General features: G+C 67.4%; 19 protein-coding genes. 9 read left to right on the top strand and 10 right to left on the bottom strand.

What is annotated here, in order from left to right; translation table 11 throughout:
- Window positions 1-990, top strand: a complete 990-nt coding sequence (locus ACM26W_RS05045; RefSeq protein ID WP_416139758.1) for a branched-chain amino acid ABC transporter permease — start codon at window positions 1-3, stop codon at window positions 988-990.
- Window positions 991-1,086: 96 nt separating this feature from the next.
- On the opposite strand, the gene gfa is transcribed toward ACM26W_RS05045, so the two are convergent.
- From gfa to pqqA, 7 genes are all read right to left on the bottom strand, one after another.
- On the bottom strand, window positions 1,087-1,818 hold the full coding sequence (gene gfa, locus ACM26W_RS05050) for an S-(hydroxymethyl)glutathione synthase (RefSeq protein WP_416139759.1): 732 nt from the start codon (window positions 1,816-1,818) through the stop codon (window positions 1,087-1,089).
- 67 nt (window positions 1,819-1,885) lie between these two features.
- On the bottom strand, window positions 1,886-4,369 hold the full coding sequence (locus ACM26W_RS05055) for an insulinase family protein (RefSeq protein ID WP_416139760.1): 2,484 nt from the start codon (window positions 4,367-4,369) through the stop codon (window positions 1,886-1,888).
- A gap of 50 nt (window positions 4,370-4,419) precedes the next feature.
- Window positions 4,420-5,568 (bottom strand): pyrroloquinoline quinone biosynthesis protein PqqE, encoded by a 1,149-nt coding sequence (gene pqqE, locus ACM26W_RS05060; RefSeq protein ID WP_416139761.1) that lies wholly within the window; start codon window positions 5,566-5,568, stop codon window positions 4,420-4,422.
- Window positions 5,561-5,851, bottom strand: a complete 291-nt coding sequence (gene pqqD, locus ACM26W_RS05065; RefSeq protein WP_416139762.1) for a pyrroloquinoline quinone biosynthesis peptide chaperone PqqD — start codon at window positions 5,849-5,851, stop codon at window positions 5,561-5,563. The genes pqqE and pqqD overlap by 8 nt, the downstream gene beginning before the upstream one ends.
- Complete coding sequence (gene pqqC / locus ACM26W_RS05070; protein WP_416139763.1) at window positions 5,848-6,627, bottom strand: pyrroloquinoline-quinone synthase PqqC; 780 nt, start codon at window positions 6,625-6,627, stop codon at window positions 5,848-5,850. Before pqqC ends, pqqD begins: the two co-directional genes overlap by 4 nt.
- Before the next feature lie 73 nt (window positions 6,628-6,700).
- Window positions 6,701-7,630 carry a pyrroloquinoline quinone biosynthesis protein PqqB gene (pqqB, locus tag ACM26W_RS05075; RefSeq protein ID WP_416139764.1) on the bottom strand — a complete coding sequence of 310 codons (930 nt, stop codon included), beginning with the start codon at window positions 7,628-7,630 and terminating at the stop codon, window positions 6,701-6,703.
- A gap of 104 nt (window positions 7,631-7,734) precedes the next feature.
- The gene (gene pqqA, locus ACM26W_RS05080; RefSeq protein ID WP_119023712.1) at window positions 7,735-7,806 is read right to left on the bottom strand and encodes a pyrroloquinoline quinone precursor peptide PqqA; all 72 of its coding nucleotides are present in this window, start codon (window positions 7,804-7,806) and stop codon (window positions 7,735-7,737) included.
- Between the two features lie 358 nt (window positions 7,807-8,164).
- Between pqqA and ACM26W_RS05085 the strand changes: the two genes are divergently transcribed.
- The 8 genes from ACM26W_RS05085 to ACM26W_RS05120 all read left to right on the top strand — a co-directional run bounded on the left by ACM26W_RS05085 (window position 8,165) and on the right by ACM26W_RS05120 (window position 16,007).
- Window positions 8,165-9,988: a methanol/ethanol family PQQ-dependent dehydrogenase gene (locus ACM26W_RS05085; RefSeq protein WP_416139765.1), complete on the top strand. Its 1,824-nt coding sequence runs from the start codon at window positions 8,165-8,167 to the stop codon at window positions 9,986-9,988.
- Between the two features lie 104 nt (window positions 9,989-10,092).
- Complete coding sequence (locus ACM26W_RS05090; protein ID WP_416139766.1) at window positions 10,093-10,578, top strand: c-type cytochrome; 486 nt, start codon at window positions 10,093-10,095, stop codon at window positions 10,576-10,578.
- A 66-nt stretch (window positions 10,579-10,644) separates the two neighbouring features.
- A complete protein-coding gene (locus tag ACM26W_RS05095; RefSeq protein ID WP_416139767.1) occupies window positions 10,645-11,475 on the top strand; it encodes a quinoprotein dehydrogenase-associated putative ABC transporter substrate-binding protein in 831 nt (276 codons plus the stop codon).
- Window positions 11,472-12,128: a hypothetical protein gene (locus ACM26W_RS05100; protein WP_416139768.1), complete on the top strand. Its 657-nt coding sequence runs from the start codon at window positions 11,472-11,474 to the stop codon at window positions 12,126-12,128. Before ACM26W_RS05095 ends, ACM26W_RS05100 begins: the two co-directional genes overlap by 4 nt.
- A gap of 102 nt (window positions 12,129-12,230) precedes the next feature.
- Window positions 12,231-13,448, top strand: a complete 1,218-nt coding sequence (locus ACM26W_RS05105; protein WP_416139769.1) for an ABC transporter substrate-binding protein — start codon at window positions 12,231-12,233, stop codon at window positions 13,446-13,448.
- Window positions 13,436-14,443 carry a PQQ-dependent catabolism-associated beta-propeller protein gene (locus ACM26W_RS05110; protein ID WP_416139770.1) on the top strand — a complete coding sequence of 336 codons (1,008 nt, stop codon included), beginning with the start codon at window positions 13,436-13,438 and terminating at the stop codon, window positions 14,441-14,443. Before ACM26W_RS05105 ends, ACM26W_RS05110 begins: the two co-directional genes overlap by 13 nt.
- A gap of 8 nt (window positions 14,444-14,451) precedes the next feature.
- The gene (locus ACM26W_RS05115) at window positions 14,452-15,210 is read left to right on the top strand and encodes an ATP-binding cassette domain-containing protein (RefSeq protein WP_416139771.1); all 759 of its coding nucleotides are present in this window, start codon (window positions 14,452-14,454) and stop codon (window positions 15,208-15,210) included.
- Window positions 15,201-16,007, top strand: a complete 807-nt coding sequence (locus ACM26W_RS05120; RefSeq protein ID WP_416139772.1) for an ABC transporter permease — start codon at window positions 15,201-15,203, stop codon at window positions 16,005-16,007. The genes ACM26W_RS05115 and ACM26W_RS05120 overlap by 10 nt, the downstream gene beginning before the upstream one ends.
- A gap of 19 nt (window positions 16,008-16,026) precedes the next feature.
- Here ACM26W_RS05120 and ACM26W_RS05125 read toward each other — a convergent pair whose 3' ends face one another.
- From ACM26W_RS05125 to ACM26W_RS05135, 3 genes are read right to left on the bottom strand one after another with little or no spacing between them, the layout of a single operon-like run.
- On the bottom strand, window positions 16,027-16,440 hold the full coding sequence (locus ACM26W_RS05125; protein WP_416139773.1) for a c-type cytochrome: 414 nt from the start codon (window positions 16,438-16,440) through the stop codon (window positions 16,027-16,029).
- A 5-nt stretch (window positions 16,441-16,445) separates the two neighbouring features.
- Window positions 16,446-16,826 carry a hypothetical protein gene (locus tag ACM26W_RS05130; RefSeq protein WP_416139774.1) on the bottom strand — a complete coding sequence of 127 codons (381 nt, stop codon included), beginning with the start codon at window positions 16,824-16,826 and terminating at the stop codon, window positions 16,446-16,448.
- Window positions 16,827-16,876: 50 nt separating this feature from the next.
- Window positions 16,877-17,833 carry a LysR family transcriptional regulator gene (locus ACM26W_RS05135; protein ID WP_416139775.1) on the bottom strand — a complete coding sequence of 319 codons (957 nt, stop codon included), beginning with the start codon at window positions 17,831-17,833 and terminating at the stop codon, window positions 16,877-16,879.
- Window positions 17,834-17,846: the final 13 nt, after the last annotated feature.

Consider the following 17,846-nt stretch of genomic DNA (forward strand, 5'->3'; position numbering starts at 1 on the left):
ATGTCCGCGACCCAGACACAGACGCTGACCCCCTCCATGAAGCGCCAGCGGCGCGCCGATATGCGCCGTAACGTCCTCTATCTGGTGTTGATTGTCATCGGCCTGGTGGCGCCCTTCATGGCCTATCCGGTGTTCCTGATGAAGGTGCTGTGCTTCGCGTTGTTCGCTTGCTCCTTCAACCTGCTGCTCGGCTACGCGGGGCTGCTCTCCTTCGGCCATGCGGCCTTCCTGGCCACCGGTGGCTATATCACCGGCTACCTGCTGGCCAGCTACCCGGGCCTGACCCCGGAGCTGGGCATCATCGCCGGGACCCTGTCCGCCGTGGCGCTGGGGGCGGTATTCGGCGCCCTGTCGATCCGTCGCCAGGGCATCTACTTCGCCATGGTGACCCTGGCGCTGGCCCAGCTGGTGTTCTTCGTCTATGTGCAGTCGCCCTTCACCGGCGGCGAGGACGGCCTGCACGGCGTGCCGCGTGGCGACCTGTTCGGCTTCATCAGCCTGCGCAGCAACCTGGCGATGTACTACTTCGTGTTCGCCATCTTCCTGATCGGCTTCGCGATCATCCAGCGCGCCGTGCATTCGCCCTATGGCCAGGTGCTCAAGGCGATCCGCGAGAACGAGCCGCGGGCGGTGTCGCTGGGCTACAACGTCGACGCCTACAAGTGGGTGGCCTTCGTCCTCTCCGCCGGCCTGGCGGGCCTGGCCGGCTCCACCAAGACGGTGGTGTTCCAGCTCGCCTCATTGACCGACGCCCACTGGCACATGTCCGGCGAGGTGATCCTGATGACCCTGCTGGGCGGGGTGGGCACGCTGTTCGGCCCGGTGATGGGTGCCGGCATCGTGGTCAGCCTGCAGCACCTGCTGGCGCAGTCGCCGCTGGGTAACTGGGTGGGGCCGATCCTTGGGGTGATCTTCGTGGTCTGCGTGCTGAGCTTCCGCAGCGGCATCGTCGGAGAGATCCTCAAGTCCTACCGCAAGAACTTCAAGTAACTAGCCGAGTCGTCCGCGATATCGGCAACCACGACAGTGAAGGCGCCCCTCGGGGCGCCTTTACTCCTTTAGCGTGGGCTTCTGGTCTGGCCTGAACTAGAGGATGCCCTTGGCCTTGGCCGTATGGATGGCGATGGCATCCATCAGGGGCGGCGAGAGGCAGTCATAGGGCTCCAGCTTCATCTCCTTCAGTCTGCCACGTACCTTGTCCATGTTGTCCGGGTTGGCGCCAGACTCGATGATCGACGACACGAAGGCCGCAAACTCCGGCGCTGCCCAGCCGGTATCGTCGGAGAGTTCGGTATGGATGAAGTCCAGGCCGTGGAAGGGGTGGTCGGTATTCTCGATGCGACCATACATGTGCACCCCGCACCCCTTGCAGGCGTGGCGCTGGATGGCGGCCGAGGCGTCGACGATCTCCAGCTTGTCCCCGTTGGCGGCCACCTTGAGCTTGTCGCGGGGGACCACGGCGACCATGGAGAAAAGGGCGCCGTCCGGCTTCCAGCACTTGGTGCAGCCGCACACATGGTTGTGGGCGCACTGCGCCTCGATGGCCACCTCGACCCGCTTGTCGGGGCAGTGGCAGTGCAGGGTGCCGCCGCTGAAGGTGTCGCTTCCTGCCTTCACGCCACCGTCCACAGCCGGGTGTATCCGAATGCTGCTGCTTGGCGGGGCTTGGGTACTCGCTGCGACGGAGGGTTTGGCCGTGGCCTCCCGGGTCTGGCTGGCTGGGGTGGGGGAGGCACTCTGGCCCCCGAACCAGCGCTTCAGGGTATCCATCAGGCTCATGGGCTTGCGCTCCTCATTCAGACTCAGTCGTGTCAGCATGGTCGTTCACCTCTCGTGGCGGTGGTTGCAATCGCATGGCTCCATGGAGCTCGGGCGTGCACTGCTGTCAGTCTAGGTGGCGCCGCGAGGGGAGATTATGCCCCGCTGACACTAGTGAGTTCCTGCATGGCAATGGCAGGGCAGTCGGCGTGTGGAACCACCAGTGGCGAGGAAGCGCTGCGTCGGCCAGGGCGGTGGCCTGAGTGGCCAGGTCGGCGTTGCCCAGCCCTTCCAGCACCGTCAGTTCTGCTTCCCACGGGGCCAGCCAGCTGTCTCGCTCGCCGCTGCCGTGGCGATGACGCAGGGCCTGCCAGGTTCGCTCGATGGCTTCCCGGCGGGTCTCGGGCGCCCCGTGTCGAGCCAGCAGGCCGCGCTTCAGGCGAGTGAGTTCGGCCTCGCCGAGCCGAGCCAGTAGCTCGCCCCGTCGGACCAGGAAGTCGTCGATCGCCCGATGCAGCTCCGACACGCTGGCCCACGGGGACTGCACCACATAGCCCAGCCTGGGCCAACCCGCGGCCTCTCGGTAGCGTACTGCCGCTACATAGCCGAAGCCGTGGCGCTGACGCATCTCCTGATGGAAGGCGGCGTCGTGACAGGCGGCCAGCAGCTTCATCACCCAACGGGTGCGTGGGCTGGCATCGCGTCCTCCCACCTCCAGCATCACCGCGCGCTCCTCGCCCTGGGGGGGCAGCCAGGACTCGCCGATCGCCTCCGCAGAGGCGGCAGACGCGCGGGAGGGATCGGCAGGCGCTGCCAGAGTGTCGGCGAAGTGCTCCGCGTCCCGCACGGCCTCCTGCGCGCCGAGCTCGCCGCTGGCCCAGCCGAGCAGGCGTGGGGGGGCATCGCCAACGGCGGGGCAGGTCTCCAGCTGGAGCAGCAGGGTCCTGGCGAGCAGGCCTTCCGCAGGCGATGCCGCGCGGCGATCGCCGGGGCCCGTCGACCAGGCGGCGATCGCCTGCTCCACCAGGGAGGCGATCCGCCGAGGATTGCCCTCGGTCATGAGCCAGTCGCCTCCGGTATCCGAGGCCAGGTCCAGGGAGAGTCCCCGGGAGGCGGCGGCCTGGCGCAGCGTCAGGGTGCGTCGGTGCCAGCGCCGAAGCCGGGCCTCCTGGCCGGCCGGATCGGCGGCCCAGCCCAGGCACCAGCTCGCGCTACCCGTGGGGCGTGGCCAGGCCGGCCCGCCCCACCAGAGTGTGAGGCGGGCGTCGCGGCGAAGGCATCCCGGGGTGGCGTTTCCGGTGGGCGCTGGTTTGGGCGAGTGGTGCAGGGTCGGGGGAAGCCGCCGTGCCGCGTCGGCCGCGGGAAAAGAGGAGGACAGGGAGAGCGCGCGCCAGTATGTCCCCGTCTCGTCCAGCGTCGACCAGGGCCCACTCGTTTCCGGGGCGCACCGCCACAGGATGCGGCACCGGTCACCGGTCAGCCAGTGGGCCAGTGGCGGTTCGTCGGGTGGTGAGGGGGTGTCGACAGCGAGCCGACACGCCTGGCGGCGCGGCCAGGCATCCAGGTCGATGGGCGGGGGTGGCGGTGGGGGTAGCGGTTCTGCCAGGCGCTGTCCCGGGGCATGGCGACAGATGGTCAGCAAGGCAGGCAGGTCGGGAGCCGGCTCCTCCAGTGCCAGCCGCATGGCCAGGGCGGGACCGGTGCCCTCGGGGGCCGGGTCGATGGCGAGGTCGTACAGGCCGGCCGTGGCCTGCAGCCTGGCCGCCAGGCGGCCATCGGCCAGCCGTGCCGCCAGGGCCATGAGTTGGCTGCGATGCCCCCTGGCCACCGCGTCGGGAAGCGGCCAGATCAGTTCCAGCGTCGTGCCGTCCCCGCGGGTCGGTGGTGCGGGTGGGCACCAGGCCAGCGCGCGGGGGTCGCGCCAGCGCCAGGCTGCCGGGACGGGTTCGCTGCCCCCCCGGGGAAGCCGGGCGCCATGGCGTTCCAGCAGGGCTAGCTGTTCTTCCAGAGGCAGCGGGCCCAGCATCACCAAGGCCATCCGCTTGGTGCGGTAGTGACGACGGTGGAAGGCCTTCAGCCTGGCCGCTAGCGCCCGGTGAGCGCCCAGGGTGCCGCGGTGGCCGGCATGGCAGAGTCCAGCCGGGTGATCGGGATGGAAGAGCCGACCCAGGGCGGCGAGGCGATGCAGGGCCGTATCGGCCAGCCGTGCCTGGAATTCCGCGTCGAGGACGGCGACCTCTCGGCCGAGGCGTTCGGCATCGAGGCGCGGATGGCCCAGCAGGTCGGTGAGGCGCCGCAGTCCCTCGTCGGCTGCCTCAGGCGGCAGGTGGAGGTGGACGTCGGTGACCTTTTCGTCGGTGTGGGCATTGTAGCGGCCGCCCTGCTCGCCGATCCATGCGGCGAACTCGCCTTCGGCGGGGGAGTTGGCGGAGCCGAGGAAGAGCCCGTGCTCGAGCAGGTGGGCCAGGCCGCGGCACTCGATGGGCTCGTCGAGATAGCCGACGCCGACTGCGCCCACCAGGCGCAGCTGGCGGGCGTCAGGAACCTCTGCCGCCACGATCCGCAGGCCGTTGGAGAGGTGGCGAATCGCGCAGCGGCTGCCGGGGGGCAACCCGGCCTCCAGGAGGGCTTCGTCCGGAGCGCCGGCCGATGCCGCCTCGCTCATGACCGGCAGAAGACCCGCGATTCGTGGACGTTGCGCTGCGTCAGCTCGCCGACCGTGCCGGCGCTTCCGGCGGCCTCGTGACGGGCCGCCTCGATCAGGTGGTGATTCGGGGAGAGCGAGCACACCGGGTCGGTGGCGGCGGGGTCGCCGGTCAGCAGGTAGGCCTGGCAGCGGCAGCCGCCGACGTCCCGGTGGCGTTCGTCGCAGCTGCGGCAGGGCGCCTGCATCCAGGCATCGCCGCGGTAGCGGTTGAAGGCCTCGCTCTCGTACCAGATCTCGCGCAGCGGCCGGTCGCGCACGCTAGGAAAGGTCATTGGCAACATCCTGGCACTGTGGCAGGGCAGGACAGCACCATCCGGGGCCACGGTCATGAAGATCGACCCCCAGCCGCCCATGCACGCCTTGGGTCGATCGGAATAGTAGTCGGGCACCACGAACAGCAGGGGCATCTCGCGTCCCCGCTCGGCGAGCCTCGCCCGCCAGCGGATGGTGGTCGCCTCGGCGGCTTCGAGCTGCTCGCGGCTCGGCAGCAGCCCCGAACGATTGAGGTGCGCCCAGCCATAGAGCTGGCAGTTGGCCAGCTCCACGGCATCGGCGCCGAGCTCGTCGCAGAGGGCGATGATGGCATCGAGCTGATCGATGTTGTGGCGGTGCAGGACCACGTTGAGCACCATGGGGTAGCCGGCCGCCTTGACCGCCCGAGCCATGGCCAGCTTGCGCGCGTGCGCCTTCGAGGAGCCCGCCACCGCTGCGGCGACGTCGGGGTCGGAGGCCTGCAGGCTGATCTGGATGTGGTCGAGCCCGGCATCGCGCAGGGCGGCGATCCGCGCCTCGTCGAGGCCAAGCGCCGAGGTGATCAGGTTGGTATAGAAGCCGAGGCGGCGGGCCTCGGCGACGAGGGTCTCGAGATCCCGGCGCACCAGCGGTTCGCCACCGGAGAATCCCAGCTGGACCGACCCCATGGCGCGGGCCTGGCGCAGCACATCGAGCCACTCGTCGGTGGTCAGCTCCTCCTTGACGCCGGCGAAGTCCAGCGGGTTGGAGCAGTAGGCGCACTGTAGCGGGCAGCGGTAGGTGAGTTCGGCCAGCAGCCACAGCGGCGCGCCCTGGCCGCTGGCGGCCGTGGTATCGGTGTGATCAGTCATGCTGTATCCAGCCCTGCTGGGTGGCTTCGACCAGGAAGTCGCGTACGTCCTGAGCGATGGCCCCGGTGGGGGCCTCGGGGTAGCGTGCCTCGAGTTCCTCGATCACGCTGTCGACGTCGCGCCGGCCATCGAGCTGCGTGAGGATGGCACCGGCGGTGTCGTTGAGCTGCACCATGCCTTCGGGATAGAGCAGCACGTGGCGCTGCTGGCTCTCCTCCCACTGCAGGCGCCAGCCCGGGCGCAGGCGGCAGACACTGGTGTCACGGATGTCGGCAGCTATCATGACAGCCCCCGGTGAAAGACCCGCTGGTCGGTGACGGTGTGGTAGGGCGGTCGGCCGAGCTGATAGGCCAGCGTCATGGCGTCGAGCATCGACCACAGCACATCGAGCTTGAACTGAAGGATCTCCAGGGCCCGCCGCTGTGTCTCGAGGGTGGTGCAGACGCTCAGGGCGATCTCGAGCCCGTGTTCCACGTCCCGTCGCGCCTCGGTGAGGCGCTTGCGGAAGTAGCCGTAGCCCGCCGCGTCGATCCAGGGATAGTGGGTCGGCCAGGTGGCCAGGCGGCTGCGATGGGCCTCCGGGGCGAACAGCTCGGTGAGCGAGGAGATCGCCGCCTCGCGCCAGTCAGCGCGGCGCACGAAGTTGACGTAGGCATCCACTGCGAAGCGCACGCCGGGAAGGACATGTTCCTGGGACCACAGCTCATCGCGGGTAAGGCCCGCCGCCTCGCCCAGCACCAACCAGGCCTCGATGCCGCCGCCGTCGGCGTCATGGCCGTCGTGGTCGAGCAGGCGTTGGATCCACCGCCGTCGGAAGCCGGCGTCGGGACAGTTGGCCAGCAGGGCGGCATCCTTCTGGGGAATGTTGATCTGGTAGTAGAAGCGGTTGGCCACCCAGCCGCGCAGTTGTTCGGGGCTGGCGCGCCCCTCGGCCATGTCGACCTGATAGGGGTGGTGGATGTGGTAGTAGGCGCCCTTGGCCATCAGGGCCTCGCGGAAGGCAGACGGGCACATGGCGTCTTCCTGCGATGTCGTCGGCGGCGACGCGATGCGAGTCATGCGGCACTCCTCCTGCTGGGCCAGACCACGTCAGGCCCCTTGCTACGTGTGACGGCGGGGATTACCGAAGGGTTCACACCTTCAGGCGCATGCCGTCGTGGGCCACCTCGATTCCCGCCGCGGTCAGGGTGGCATGCTCCTCGGAGTGCTCATCGAGGATCGGGTTGGTGTTGTTGATGTGGATCAGCACCCGGCGGGTGGTCGCAGGCAGGGCTTCCAGCGCCTCGAGCAGCCCGCCCTCGCCGGCCAGCGCCAGATGCCCCATGTCGCGCCCGGTGGCGCTGCCGACACCGGCACGGATCAGTTCGTCGTCGTGCCACAGAGTTCCGTCGACCAGCACGCAGTCGGCCCGGGCCAGGAAGCCGCGAACCCGGTCATCCAGCTGGCCCAGGCCGGGAGCATAGAAGAGCCGGGAGCCCCGTTGTCTGTCCTCGATCAGCAGGCCGATATTGTCCCCCGGCGTGGGCGCGCCCCGTCGCGGCGAGTAGGGCGGGGCATTGCTGGTCAGGGCCACGGCGGTGAAGCTCAGGCCCGGGCAGGCCGGTACCTCGAAGCGGGCCTCCAGGTGCTCCTCATCGATCCCGATGCGCTGCCAGGCCAGACCGCCCTGCCAGTGCTCAAGCATCGGGAAGAGCGGGAAACCACGACTCAGGTCCTGGTGAACGTTGGGCGTGCACCAGACGTCCAGGGGGCATCCCTCGCGCAGCGACAGCAGCCCCGTGACGTGATCGATCTGGCCGTCGACCAGCAGGACGGCGGCGACGCCACTGTCCCGAGGCACCCGCCTGGGGTGCAGGTCGGGGTTCGCGGACAGTTGTGCTCGGATGTCGGGAGATGCATTGCAGAGCAGCCAGCGCTCGCCATCGCTGCTGATGGCGAGCGAGGACTGGGTCCGCGGCCTGGCCGCTAACTCGCCTCTGCGTACACCGAGACATAGCCGGCAATTGCAGTTCCACTGCGGGAAGCCCCCCCCCGCCGCGGCGCCAAGCACCAGTACCTGCATGTCACTCTCCCCGTTTCGGGTCGCCCTGCCGGCACAGGGGCAAAGAAAAGGCTGACGTCCCCTCGGGTAACGTCAGCCGTATCGGTACCACCTCCTGATAGAGGTCAGCGATTGGAAATGTACAGTGTTACCTCGAAGCCGAGGCGTAGATCCTGATAGGCGGGCTTGGTCCACATGGGAATTCCTCCACGGGTGGTTGGTCGGTTCTTGTCAGACTCCACCATTCATTCAAGCAGGTTGGACGAGTTCTTCCTTGCAACCAAGGTCGTAGATGTCTGGAGGGGAGTCGATCACAGCGTCACGGCAGGAGTCGGGACCCCATTATCATGCGCTCTGGCAGGGATGTGGCGCCATTGTTGCTGAGAGACAAAAGTCTTTTTCATCGAGGCGGTGTGGTTTTCCTCCGGGCCGGGCCGACCACGTTGAAAGATGTGCTAGACCTTCTACTGTCAACGCCTGAATCAGGACAACAACCATAAGTGGCGTGCGAAACCTTTGCATGCCTTTCAGCGCGACGTACCTCGGAGACACGCTATGCTTCGTCCAATCCTCTACACGGCAATGGCTGCCGGGTTGCTCTCGGCAGCCATTGCCCATGCTAATCAGAATCTCCTGGAACTGCAGGAGAACCCCGACTACTGGCCCACCCAGCTTGGCAACTACCAGGGTAACCGCTACAGCCAGCTGGACCAGATCAACCGCGACAACGTCAATGAGCTTCGATCGGTCTGGCAGTTCTCCACTGGCGTGCTCCGGGGGCATGAGGGCGGGCCGCTGTATGTCGGCGACGGGCGTCTCTACATCCACACCCCCTTCCCCAACAAGATCTTCGCCCTCGACCTGGAGGACGAGGGGCGCATCATCTGGACCTACGAGCCGGACCAGGACTCGCGGGTCATTCCGGTGTTTTGCTGTGACACCGTCAACCGCGGCCTGGCCTACGCCGACGGGCGGCTGTTCCTCAACCAGGGCGACAACACGGTGATTGCCCTGGATGCCGAGAGCGGCGAGCTGCTCTGGGACGCCAGCAACGGTGATCACACTGAAGGCGAGACCATGACCATGTCGCCGCTGGTGGTGCACGACAAGGTGATCGTGGGCAACAGCGGCGGCGAGTTCGGCGTGCGCGGCCACCTGACCGCCTACAACGTCGAGACCGGCGAGATGGAGTGGCGCGGCTACTCCCAGGGGTCCGACGACGAGGTGCTGCTCGACCCCGAGACCACCACCATGCTCGGCGAGCCGGTCGGCGAGGCCGACCTGGGGATCTCCACCTGGCCGGAAGGCGAGTGGGAGCGCGGTGGCGGGGCCCCCTGGGGCTGGGTCACCTATGATCCTGACCTCGACCTGATCTACTACGGCACCGGCAACCCGGGGACCTGGAACCCCGAGCAGCGCACCAAGGACGGCGAGCCGGCCGACAACAAGTGGGCGATCACCGTCTTCGCCCGTGACCCCAACGATGGCTCGACCAAGTGGGTCTACCAGAAGGTGCCCTTCGACGAATGGGACTATGACGGCGTCAACGAAAACCAGCTGATCGACGTCGAGTTCGACGGCGAGGAGCGCAAGGGACTGGCGATCATCGACCGCACCGGCTTCGGCTTCCTGCTGGACCGCGAGACCGGTGAACTGCTGGTGGCCGAGAAGTTTGCCGCCGAGACCAACTGGGCCGACAGCTACGACATGGAGACCGGCCGACCCAACGTCAACGAGGAGTACAGCACCTACCGCCAGGGGGTGAACGTCAATACCACCGATATCTGCCCCACCGCCATGGGCGCCAAGAACATGCAGCCGAGCGCCTATTCGCCGAAGACTGGGCTGCTCTATGCCGGTATCAACCGGATCTGCATGAACTATGAGCCCTACGAGACCGACTATGTGGCGGGCCAGCCCTATGTGGGGGCGACCCTGACCATGATGCCGGCTCCAGTGGAGAACGGCGGCATGGAAGGTCGTATGGGCAGCTTCATCGCCTGGGATCCGGTTGCCGGCGAAGTCGTCTGGGAGATCGATGAGCGTTTCGCCGTATGGAGCGGCGCCCTGGCCACGGCCGGTGACCTGGCCTTCTACGGCACCCTCGAGGGGCATGTGAAGGCGGTGGACATCGAGACCGGCGACGAGCTGTGGCGCTTCAAGACGCCTTCCGGGGTCATCGGCAACGTGAATACCTTCCAGTATGAAGGCAAGCAGTATGTGGCCGTGCTCTCCGGGGTCGGCGGCTGGGCCGGGATCGGCCTGGCGGCAGGGCTAGAGGACCCCGAAGAAGGCCTGGGTGCCGTGAGTGCGTTCGCTGGCATCAGCGAGTACACCAACCTCGGCGGGGTGCTGACGGTCTTCGCTCTGCCCGACTGAGCGCTGCCTCACCTCCACCCGGCGGGGCACGAGCGGAAGCCCGTGCCCCGCCGTCTATCCCGCCCCAGGGGGTTGTCCCCGGTTTCACGAGAAGGACGCACTGAATGACGGTATTCACGCGTATTCCCCGTAACCCGCTTCTGCTGATCGGCCTGCTTTGCCTGCTGTCGCCTCCCGCCGCGGTGGCGGAAGACGCCGATGACGCCCGCCGCTATCTACCCGGTGACTACGTGGTCGAGGATGGCAAGGTCGACCCCCAGACCTACGAGGGTTATATGGTTTACACCCGGGCCTGCATGGCCTGTCATGGCCCGGACGGGCTGGGCTCCTCCTTTGCCCCCAGCCTGATCCGCGCCGCGGAGCGGCGCGGCTGGGCCGATTTCGCCGGAACGGTAGCGGCGGGGCGCGAGGTGCAACCTGGCCAGGTCATGCCCTCCTTCGCCGACGACCCCTACGTCATGCGCAATATTCCCTATATCTTCAGCTATATGCTGGCCCGCGGCGAGGGTGGGCTGGGCCGAGGCCGCCCTCAGATCATCGAGTCGATGCAGAAGGAGGCGGAAAACGGCGATGGCGACGATGATGAGTAGACCCGAGGGCCAGCGACGCTCGGCCTGGTTTTCCTATCCGGGATCGGAGGACGCATGTGTGAAGGAATGCTGCGACGTTGGCCGCTGCTGGTCGCTTTGTTTATCGGCTGCGCCAGTGTCCCGGCGGTGGCCGATCTGCCGGAGCGCCAGGAACGCGAGGCGCTGCGAGTCTGCGCCGATGGCAATAACCTTCCTTTCAGCAACGAGGCCGGTGAGGGCTTCGAGAACCGTATCGCCGAGCTGATGGCCGAGGATATGGGGGTGCCCCTGGCCTATGTCTGGTCGCCCCAGGTGATGGGTTTCGTGCGCAATACCCTGGAATTGAGGGTCTGCGACCTCATGATCGGCGCCGTGGCAGGCTATGAGTTCGTGCAGAACACCAATGAGGTCTATCGCTCGGTCTACGCCCTGGTGGTGCCGGAGGCGTCCGACCTCGAGGCCACCCGCCTGACGGATCCGGCGCTGCGGGGGCGGCGCATCGGCGTGGTGACCGAGACTCCCCCCCTGGTGCCCCTGCGCCGCACTGGCGCCACCGTCCAGAGCTATCCGCTGATGGTCGATACCCGGGTCCGGGCCCCGGTTCGCGATGCCATCGCGGACGTGGTGGCCGGCCGCACCGAGGGGGCCGTGCTGTGGGGCCCCCTGGCCGGCTACTATGCCGCCCTCGAGGAGCCTCCGCTCAGGGTCATTCCTCTGGCCGACGACGACTCCGGTGCGCGGCTGGACTACCGCATCACCATGGGCATTCGCCGTGGCGAGCCCCACTGGAAGGACTGGCTCAACGACTTCATCGACCGCCACCGGGACGAGATCCACGCCATCCTCACGGAGTACGGGGTGCCGCTACTCGACCGGCGCGGACAACTCCACTCCGGTACCGACGGAGGTGAATCATGAGGTGGCGTCCGCGATTCTCCAGACTCGCGGTCCCGCTGCTGGCTGTGACATTCGGTACGGGGCTGCTCTTCTCCGAGAGCCCGCGGGTCGAGGCCCAGCGCGCGGCGGCAGGCCCTCCCGACTGGCCCTGCGTGCAGCGCCTGATCCCCGAACTGGCCTGGGGCACCATCTGGACGGGCCCCTCCCTGGACGAGCTGGAGCAGCGCTGGTGGGACGACGAGGAAGTCGGCCGCGTAGCGCGTTTCGCCACGGCCCGCGACACCCCCGATGCACGGGCGCTCGAGCGGGTCCGTGAGTTCGTGGCCTCGGTGGACGATGACGAGGCCGAGCGGCGGCTCACGCTGCTGTTCGCCGGGCTCTTCGAGCTCACCGACCGCCAGCGCGGCCGTGCCATCGACGCCGTTCGTCAGGCGGCCCGTGCCCAGCTGGCCCGGCTCGACACGATCTCCGACATGGTCGATGAACTCGAGGCGCTGCGCGCCGACGAGGGGGCGGCCCCGGCAGAAATCGAGCAGCTCTCGGAAGCGCTGTTCTGGGAACAGCGCACCTTCCAGATGCGCCAGCAGACGCTGCCGGCCATGTGTGAGCAGCCCTATCTGCTGGAGGAGACACTCGGCCTCATGGTGCGAGTGATCATGGAGCGGATGCCCTAGCGGGCATGCCGGCCGCGGCAGCTGTATGCCGCCATGCCGGCGACATCGACGACAACAACAAGACCACGGACAGCGGCAGCCCAGGCTGCCTGAGGAGCACGCATGAGAACCTTGCCACGCTCTCCCTTGCCACACTGGTTGGCATTGGGAGGAATCATCATCGGCCTGGGCTGGTCGGCCACGCTACCGGCCGATGCCCCTGAGACCATGACCCTCGGCTATCTGGGCATGGAGCGGCCGGATGACCAGGAACCGCTCTCGGTGCTCGCCCCGGTGCTCGATGATGAGGGACGCCAGGGGACTCGGCTGGGGATCAACGACAACAACGCCACGGCGCAGTTTCTCGGCCAGGAGTTTGTGCTGCACGAGGCCGAGGTGGCGCTGGGCGATGATGTCGGTGAGGCGTTGCAGGGCCTGATCGACCAGGGGGCCGACTGGATCATCAGCGGCCTGCCTGCCGAGGCGCTGCAGGAGATGATGGCCCACCCCGCCCTGGGCGACCGGGTGGTATTCAATGCCTGGGCCCCGGATGACGAGCTGCGCGGGGAGTCCTGCCACCCCAACCTCTACCACACCACGCCGAGCCGGCGGATGCTGGCCGATGCGCTGGCCCAGTTTCTCGGCTATAAGCAGTGGGAGCGCTGGGCGCTGGTCTACGGCAACACCGACGAGGATCGCCTGCTGGCCGAGACCCTGCGCGCCTCGGCCGAGCGCTACGGCCATCGTATCGTCGGCGACAAGATGTGGCCCCATGACCCCATGGCGCGCCGTGCCGAGGGGGGCTTCCACGCCATCCAGCGAGAGATCCCCGTGTTCGTCCAGGATTTTGCCGAACACGACGTCCTGGTGATCGCCGACGAGACGGACTACTTCGGCGAGTACTTCCCTTATCAGACCTGGACGCCGCGCCCGGTGGTGGGCACCCAGGGGCTGATCGCCACCGCCTGGCATCGTGCTCATGAGTCCTGGGGCGCGGTGCAGCTGCAGCGGCGGTTCGAGAAGCTGGCCGACCGCTGGATGACGCCCCGCGACTTCGGCGCCTGGCTCGCCGTGCGTTCACTGGGGGAGGCGACCGCACGAACCGGCTCCGTCGAACGAGACACGGTCCTCGAGTACATGCTCAGCGAGGAGTTCGAACTGGCCGGTTACCTCGGCTTGCCGGTCAGCTACCGCACCTGGAACCAGCAGTTGCGCCAGCCGATCCTGATCACCGGACCGCGCATGGTGGCGTCGGTCTCGCCCCAGGAGGGCTATCTGCATCCTCGCACACCACTCGATACACTCGGCGCCGATGAGGGGGAATCACCATGTCGCTTCTGAACCCGCGGGGCTGGGTCCCCGCTTCCCGGCATGCCCTGCTGGGGCTGACGCTGGGTGGCCTGCTGGCGTTGCCGCTGGCGGTCCAGGCCGAACGCATCTTCGTCTCCAACGAGAAAGACAACACCATCTCGGTGATCGATGGGGCCAGCCTCGAGGTGGTCGAGACCATCCGCGTCGGGCGTCGGCCGCGCTCCATGGCCTTCAGCAGCGACGGTAGCGAGCTCTTCGTGGCAGTGGGCGACGACGAGTCCATCGACATGATCGACCTGGAAAGCCTCCAGGTGGTGCGCAGCCAGGCCTCCGGCGACGATCCCGAGGTGATCCGCGTCGACCCCAACCGGCCCTATATCTACGTCTCCAACGAGGACGACAATATCGTCTCGGTGCTCGACTACGAGGCCCGCACGCTGGTCACCGAGATTCCCGTAGGGGTCGAGCCCGAGGGCCTCGGTATCAGCCCCGACGGCCGCTGGTTGATCGCCACCACCGAGACCTCCAACATGGCGCACATCATCGATGCCGAGGCCATGGAGGCGGTTCATCATCGCCTGGTGGGGGCCCGACCGCGGCACGTCGAGTTCACCCAGGATGGCCGAGAGGCCTGGGTCTCGGCGGAGATCGCCGGCACGGTATCGATCCTCGATATGCAGGAGACCTTCGACGTCAAGCACACCCTGCGCTTCGACGTCCCCGGCGTGCCGAGGGAGACCGTCCAGGCGGTAGGGGTCGCCCTGACCTCCGACGGGCGCTATGCCTTCGTGGCGCTTGGGCCTTCCAACCGGGTGGCGGTGGTGGACCAGCAGACCTACGAGATCCTCGACTACATCCTGGTGGGGCAGCGGGTCTGGCACCTGGCCCTCAACGGCGACGAGAGCCGCCTCTACACCACCAACGGGGTGAGCGGCGATGTCACGGTGATCGAGGTGGATGGCCTGCGGGCGATCCGCTCGATCCCGGTGGGGCGCTTCCCCTGGGGGGTGATCGTCGAGCCGTGAGTGACTCGATGACCAGAGACGGGGGCGAGCCGGCCCTCGAGGTCCGCGACCTGAGCTTCGCCTATGGTGGCAGTCCGGTACTGGAAGCGATCTCCCTGGCCATCGCGGCCGGGGAGTTCGTCGTGCTGCTGGGGCCCAACGGTGCCGGGAAGACCACGCTCTTCTCGCTGATCACCCGGCTGCATGATCGGCGCCGGGGCGAGATCCGCATCGGTGGCTTCGATGTGAGGCGCCAGTCGGTGCAGGCCCATGCCCGCATCGGGGTAGTCTTCCAGCAGCCGACCCTGGACCTGGATCTCAGCGTGGCCCAGAACCTCGCCTACCATGCGGCCCTGCACGGCATGGGGCCCGGCGAGGCCCGCCGGCGCGGCGAGGTCCAACTGGCCAGGGTAGGGCTTGCCGATCGACGGCGGATCCGCGTGCGACAGCTCTCGGGAGGGCAGCGCCGCCGCGTGGAGATCGCCCGTGGCCTGCTTCACACGCCGCGGTTGCTGTTGCTCGACGAGCCCACCGTAGGGCTCGACATTGCCTCTCGGCGTGACCTGGTCGAGCATGCCCATCGACTCTGCGCCGAGGAGGGCGTGGCGGTGCTCTGGGCCACCCATCTGATCGATGAGGTACGCACCGGAGACCGGGTCATGGTGCTGCATCGTGGGCGGCTGCTGGCCGATGGCACGCCCGAGGCGCTCACCGCTCGGCTCGGTGTCTCCACCCTGGGCGAGGCCTTCGATCTCCTGGTAGGGGCAGAGGAGGTCGCATGCGACTGATGCCCTGGTGGCACTGCCTGCGCGGCGTGGTGGGGCGCGAGCTGCTGCGCTTCCTGCACCAGCGCAGCCGCTTCCTCGCCGCCCTGGTGCGGCCGCTGGTCTGGCTGTTCGTGTTCGCCGCCGGCTTTCGCATGGCGCTGGGCGTGGCCATGACCGAGCCCTATCAGACCTATATCCTCTACGAGGTCTACATCGTGCCGGGGCTGGTGGGGATGATCCAGCTATTCAATGGCATGCAGAGTTCGCTCTCCATGGTCTACGACCGGGAGATGGGTAGCATGCGGGTGCTGCTGGTCAGTCCCTTCCCGCGCTGGTACCTGCTGGTGTGCAAGCTGCTGGCCAGCACCCTGGTCTCGGTGGTGCAGGTCTACGTCTTCCTGGCCATCGCCTGGTGGTACGGCATCCAGGCGCCGCCGATGGGGTATCTGTGGATCCTGCCGGCGCTACTGGTCACCGGCTTCATGGTCGGCGCCCTGGGGCTGCTGCTTTCCACCTTCGTGCGTCAGCTGGAGAACTTTGCCGGGATCATGAATTTCGTGATCTTCCCGATGTTCTTCCTCTCCTCGGCGCTCTACCCGTTGTGGCGCATCCGCGAGGGCAGCTATCTGATCTACCAGATTGCCGCCCTCAATCCCTTCACCCACGCCGTGGAGATGATCCGCTTCGCGCTCTACGAGCGCGTCAACCCGGAGGCTATCCTGATCAGCGTAGCGATGACTCTGGTACTGCTGGCGCTGGCAATCCTCGGCTACAACCCCTCCCGCGGGCTGATGGCGCGCAAGGGCGGCGGGGACTGAGGCGCCCCCGGTGGAGAGCTTAGGGCTCGGCGTCGGAGGCGAGAGCGTCGAGATAGCGGATGATCTGGCGGCGCGGTCCCTCGCCGAGCCCCCACAGCACCATGCGGTTGCCGGGCAGGAAGTCGGCCGGGGCGGCGAGGAAGGCGTCGAGGGTCTCGGCATTCCACACGAAATCGGCCTCCTCCAGCGCAAGGGAGTAGCCGAAGCCTGAGAGGCTTCCTGCCGGGCGTCCGATCAGGGCGTGCAGGCTTGGCCCCGCGATATGAACGCCGGAGGCCAGGCTGTGGCAGCCGACGCACTGGTTGCGAAACAGCCGTTCCCCCTGGATGCGATCGGGGTCATCGGCCACCGCGAGCGGCGAGGCCAGGCCCGCCGAGAGTGCCAGCCCCGTCAGGAGCCGCCGGCGAGATGAGGGTAAGAGGCGCTGTGCCACGGGAGTCAGAAGCAGCGCAGGTTGGCATCGGCCTGGGCCTGGCGCAGGGCACGGAGCTGGTCCTGCATGCCACGCTCGGTACGGAACAGCACGCCCAGCTCACCCCGCTGGTCCTGCATGCTCAGCACCGTGGCGACCTGTTCATAGGTCTCGTAGCTGAGATGTTCGGCGATGACGTCGATGCTGCAGGAGCACTTCTGCATGGTCAGGTAGCTGTTGCCGTTGGCGGCCATGCAACCCAGGACGTAGTCGACCCGGCTCTCCGTGGGATAGTCGTTGGCCAGGGCGACGGGGCTGCCCAGCAGTGAGAGAGATAGCAGCGCGAGGCCCATCAGGGGCAGGGCGGCTGAGCGGGCAGCGCCTGACGGGAAAAAGGTATGCTTCATCGGTACCTCGGAGAGTGATGGCGAAGCTCCAGTCTCGATACTCCTTCAAGCTATGGCACCTTGCCTGTTTTTTCCACCGCGTCAGGCGTTGCGGAGACTTCCTGGCCAGGCTTGGCGGTTCGGTGCACCGGAAGCAGCTCTTCGATGTGCTCCACCAGATAGTCGATGAACCGGTAGACCTTGGGTGAGCGGTGGCGATGACGAGGATAGACGGCCCAGACCGCGGTGTCGTCATGCTGATAGGCGTCGAGCACCGAGATCAGCTCGCCGCTGGCGAGGTGAGAGTCCACGTAGTAGTCGGGAAGCTGGGCCAGCCCGAGGCCCTTGAGGGCCGCGTCGAGCAGGGCAGGGCCGGAGTTGCCCTCCCAGGGGCCCTCGACGCGCACCTCGCGACGGATGCCGTGTATGTCAAACCGCCAGTGATCCCTGGAACCTACCAGGCAGCGGTGCCGGGAGAGCTCCGAGAGAGTATGTGGCACGGGCTCGCGGGCGAAGTAGTCCGGGGAGCCCACGACATACTCGTGGCGTTCGCAGAGCCGCCGAGCGATCAGCGTCGAGTCCTTCAGCGTGCCCATGCGGATAGCGATGTCGTAGCCCTCGTTGATGATATCCACCTGGCGGTTGGTGAAGTGGAACCGCACCTCGAGCTGCGGATTGAGCCGCATGAAGTCATTGATCAGCGGGGCCACGAAACGCTCGCCGAAGGTGGTCGCCGAGGTCAGCTTGAGCACGCCGCGGGGCTGAGCCTGCAGGTCGTTGATGGCGGCTTCGGCCTCCCTCAGGCCGTCGAACAGGTGGTGGCAGTGCTCATAGTAGAGGGCCCCGGCATCGGTCAGCCGAATCTGGCGGGTGGTACGGTAGAGCAGGGTGGTCCCCAATTGAGCTTCCAGCTGGCTGACCAGTCGACTGACATGGGAGTTGGACACCTTGAGCTGCCGAGCGGCGGCGGCAAAGGTACCCAGCCGTACCACCTCGACGAACGCTTCCACCCTGTCCCAGCGTTGCATGGTCACCTCGTGA

Source organism: Halomonas sp. HK25, assembly GCF_047795635.1.
Classification (GTDB): domain Bacteria; phylum Pseudomonadota; class Gammaproteobacteria; order Pseudomonadales; family Halomonadaceae; genus Halomonas.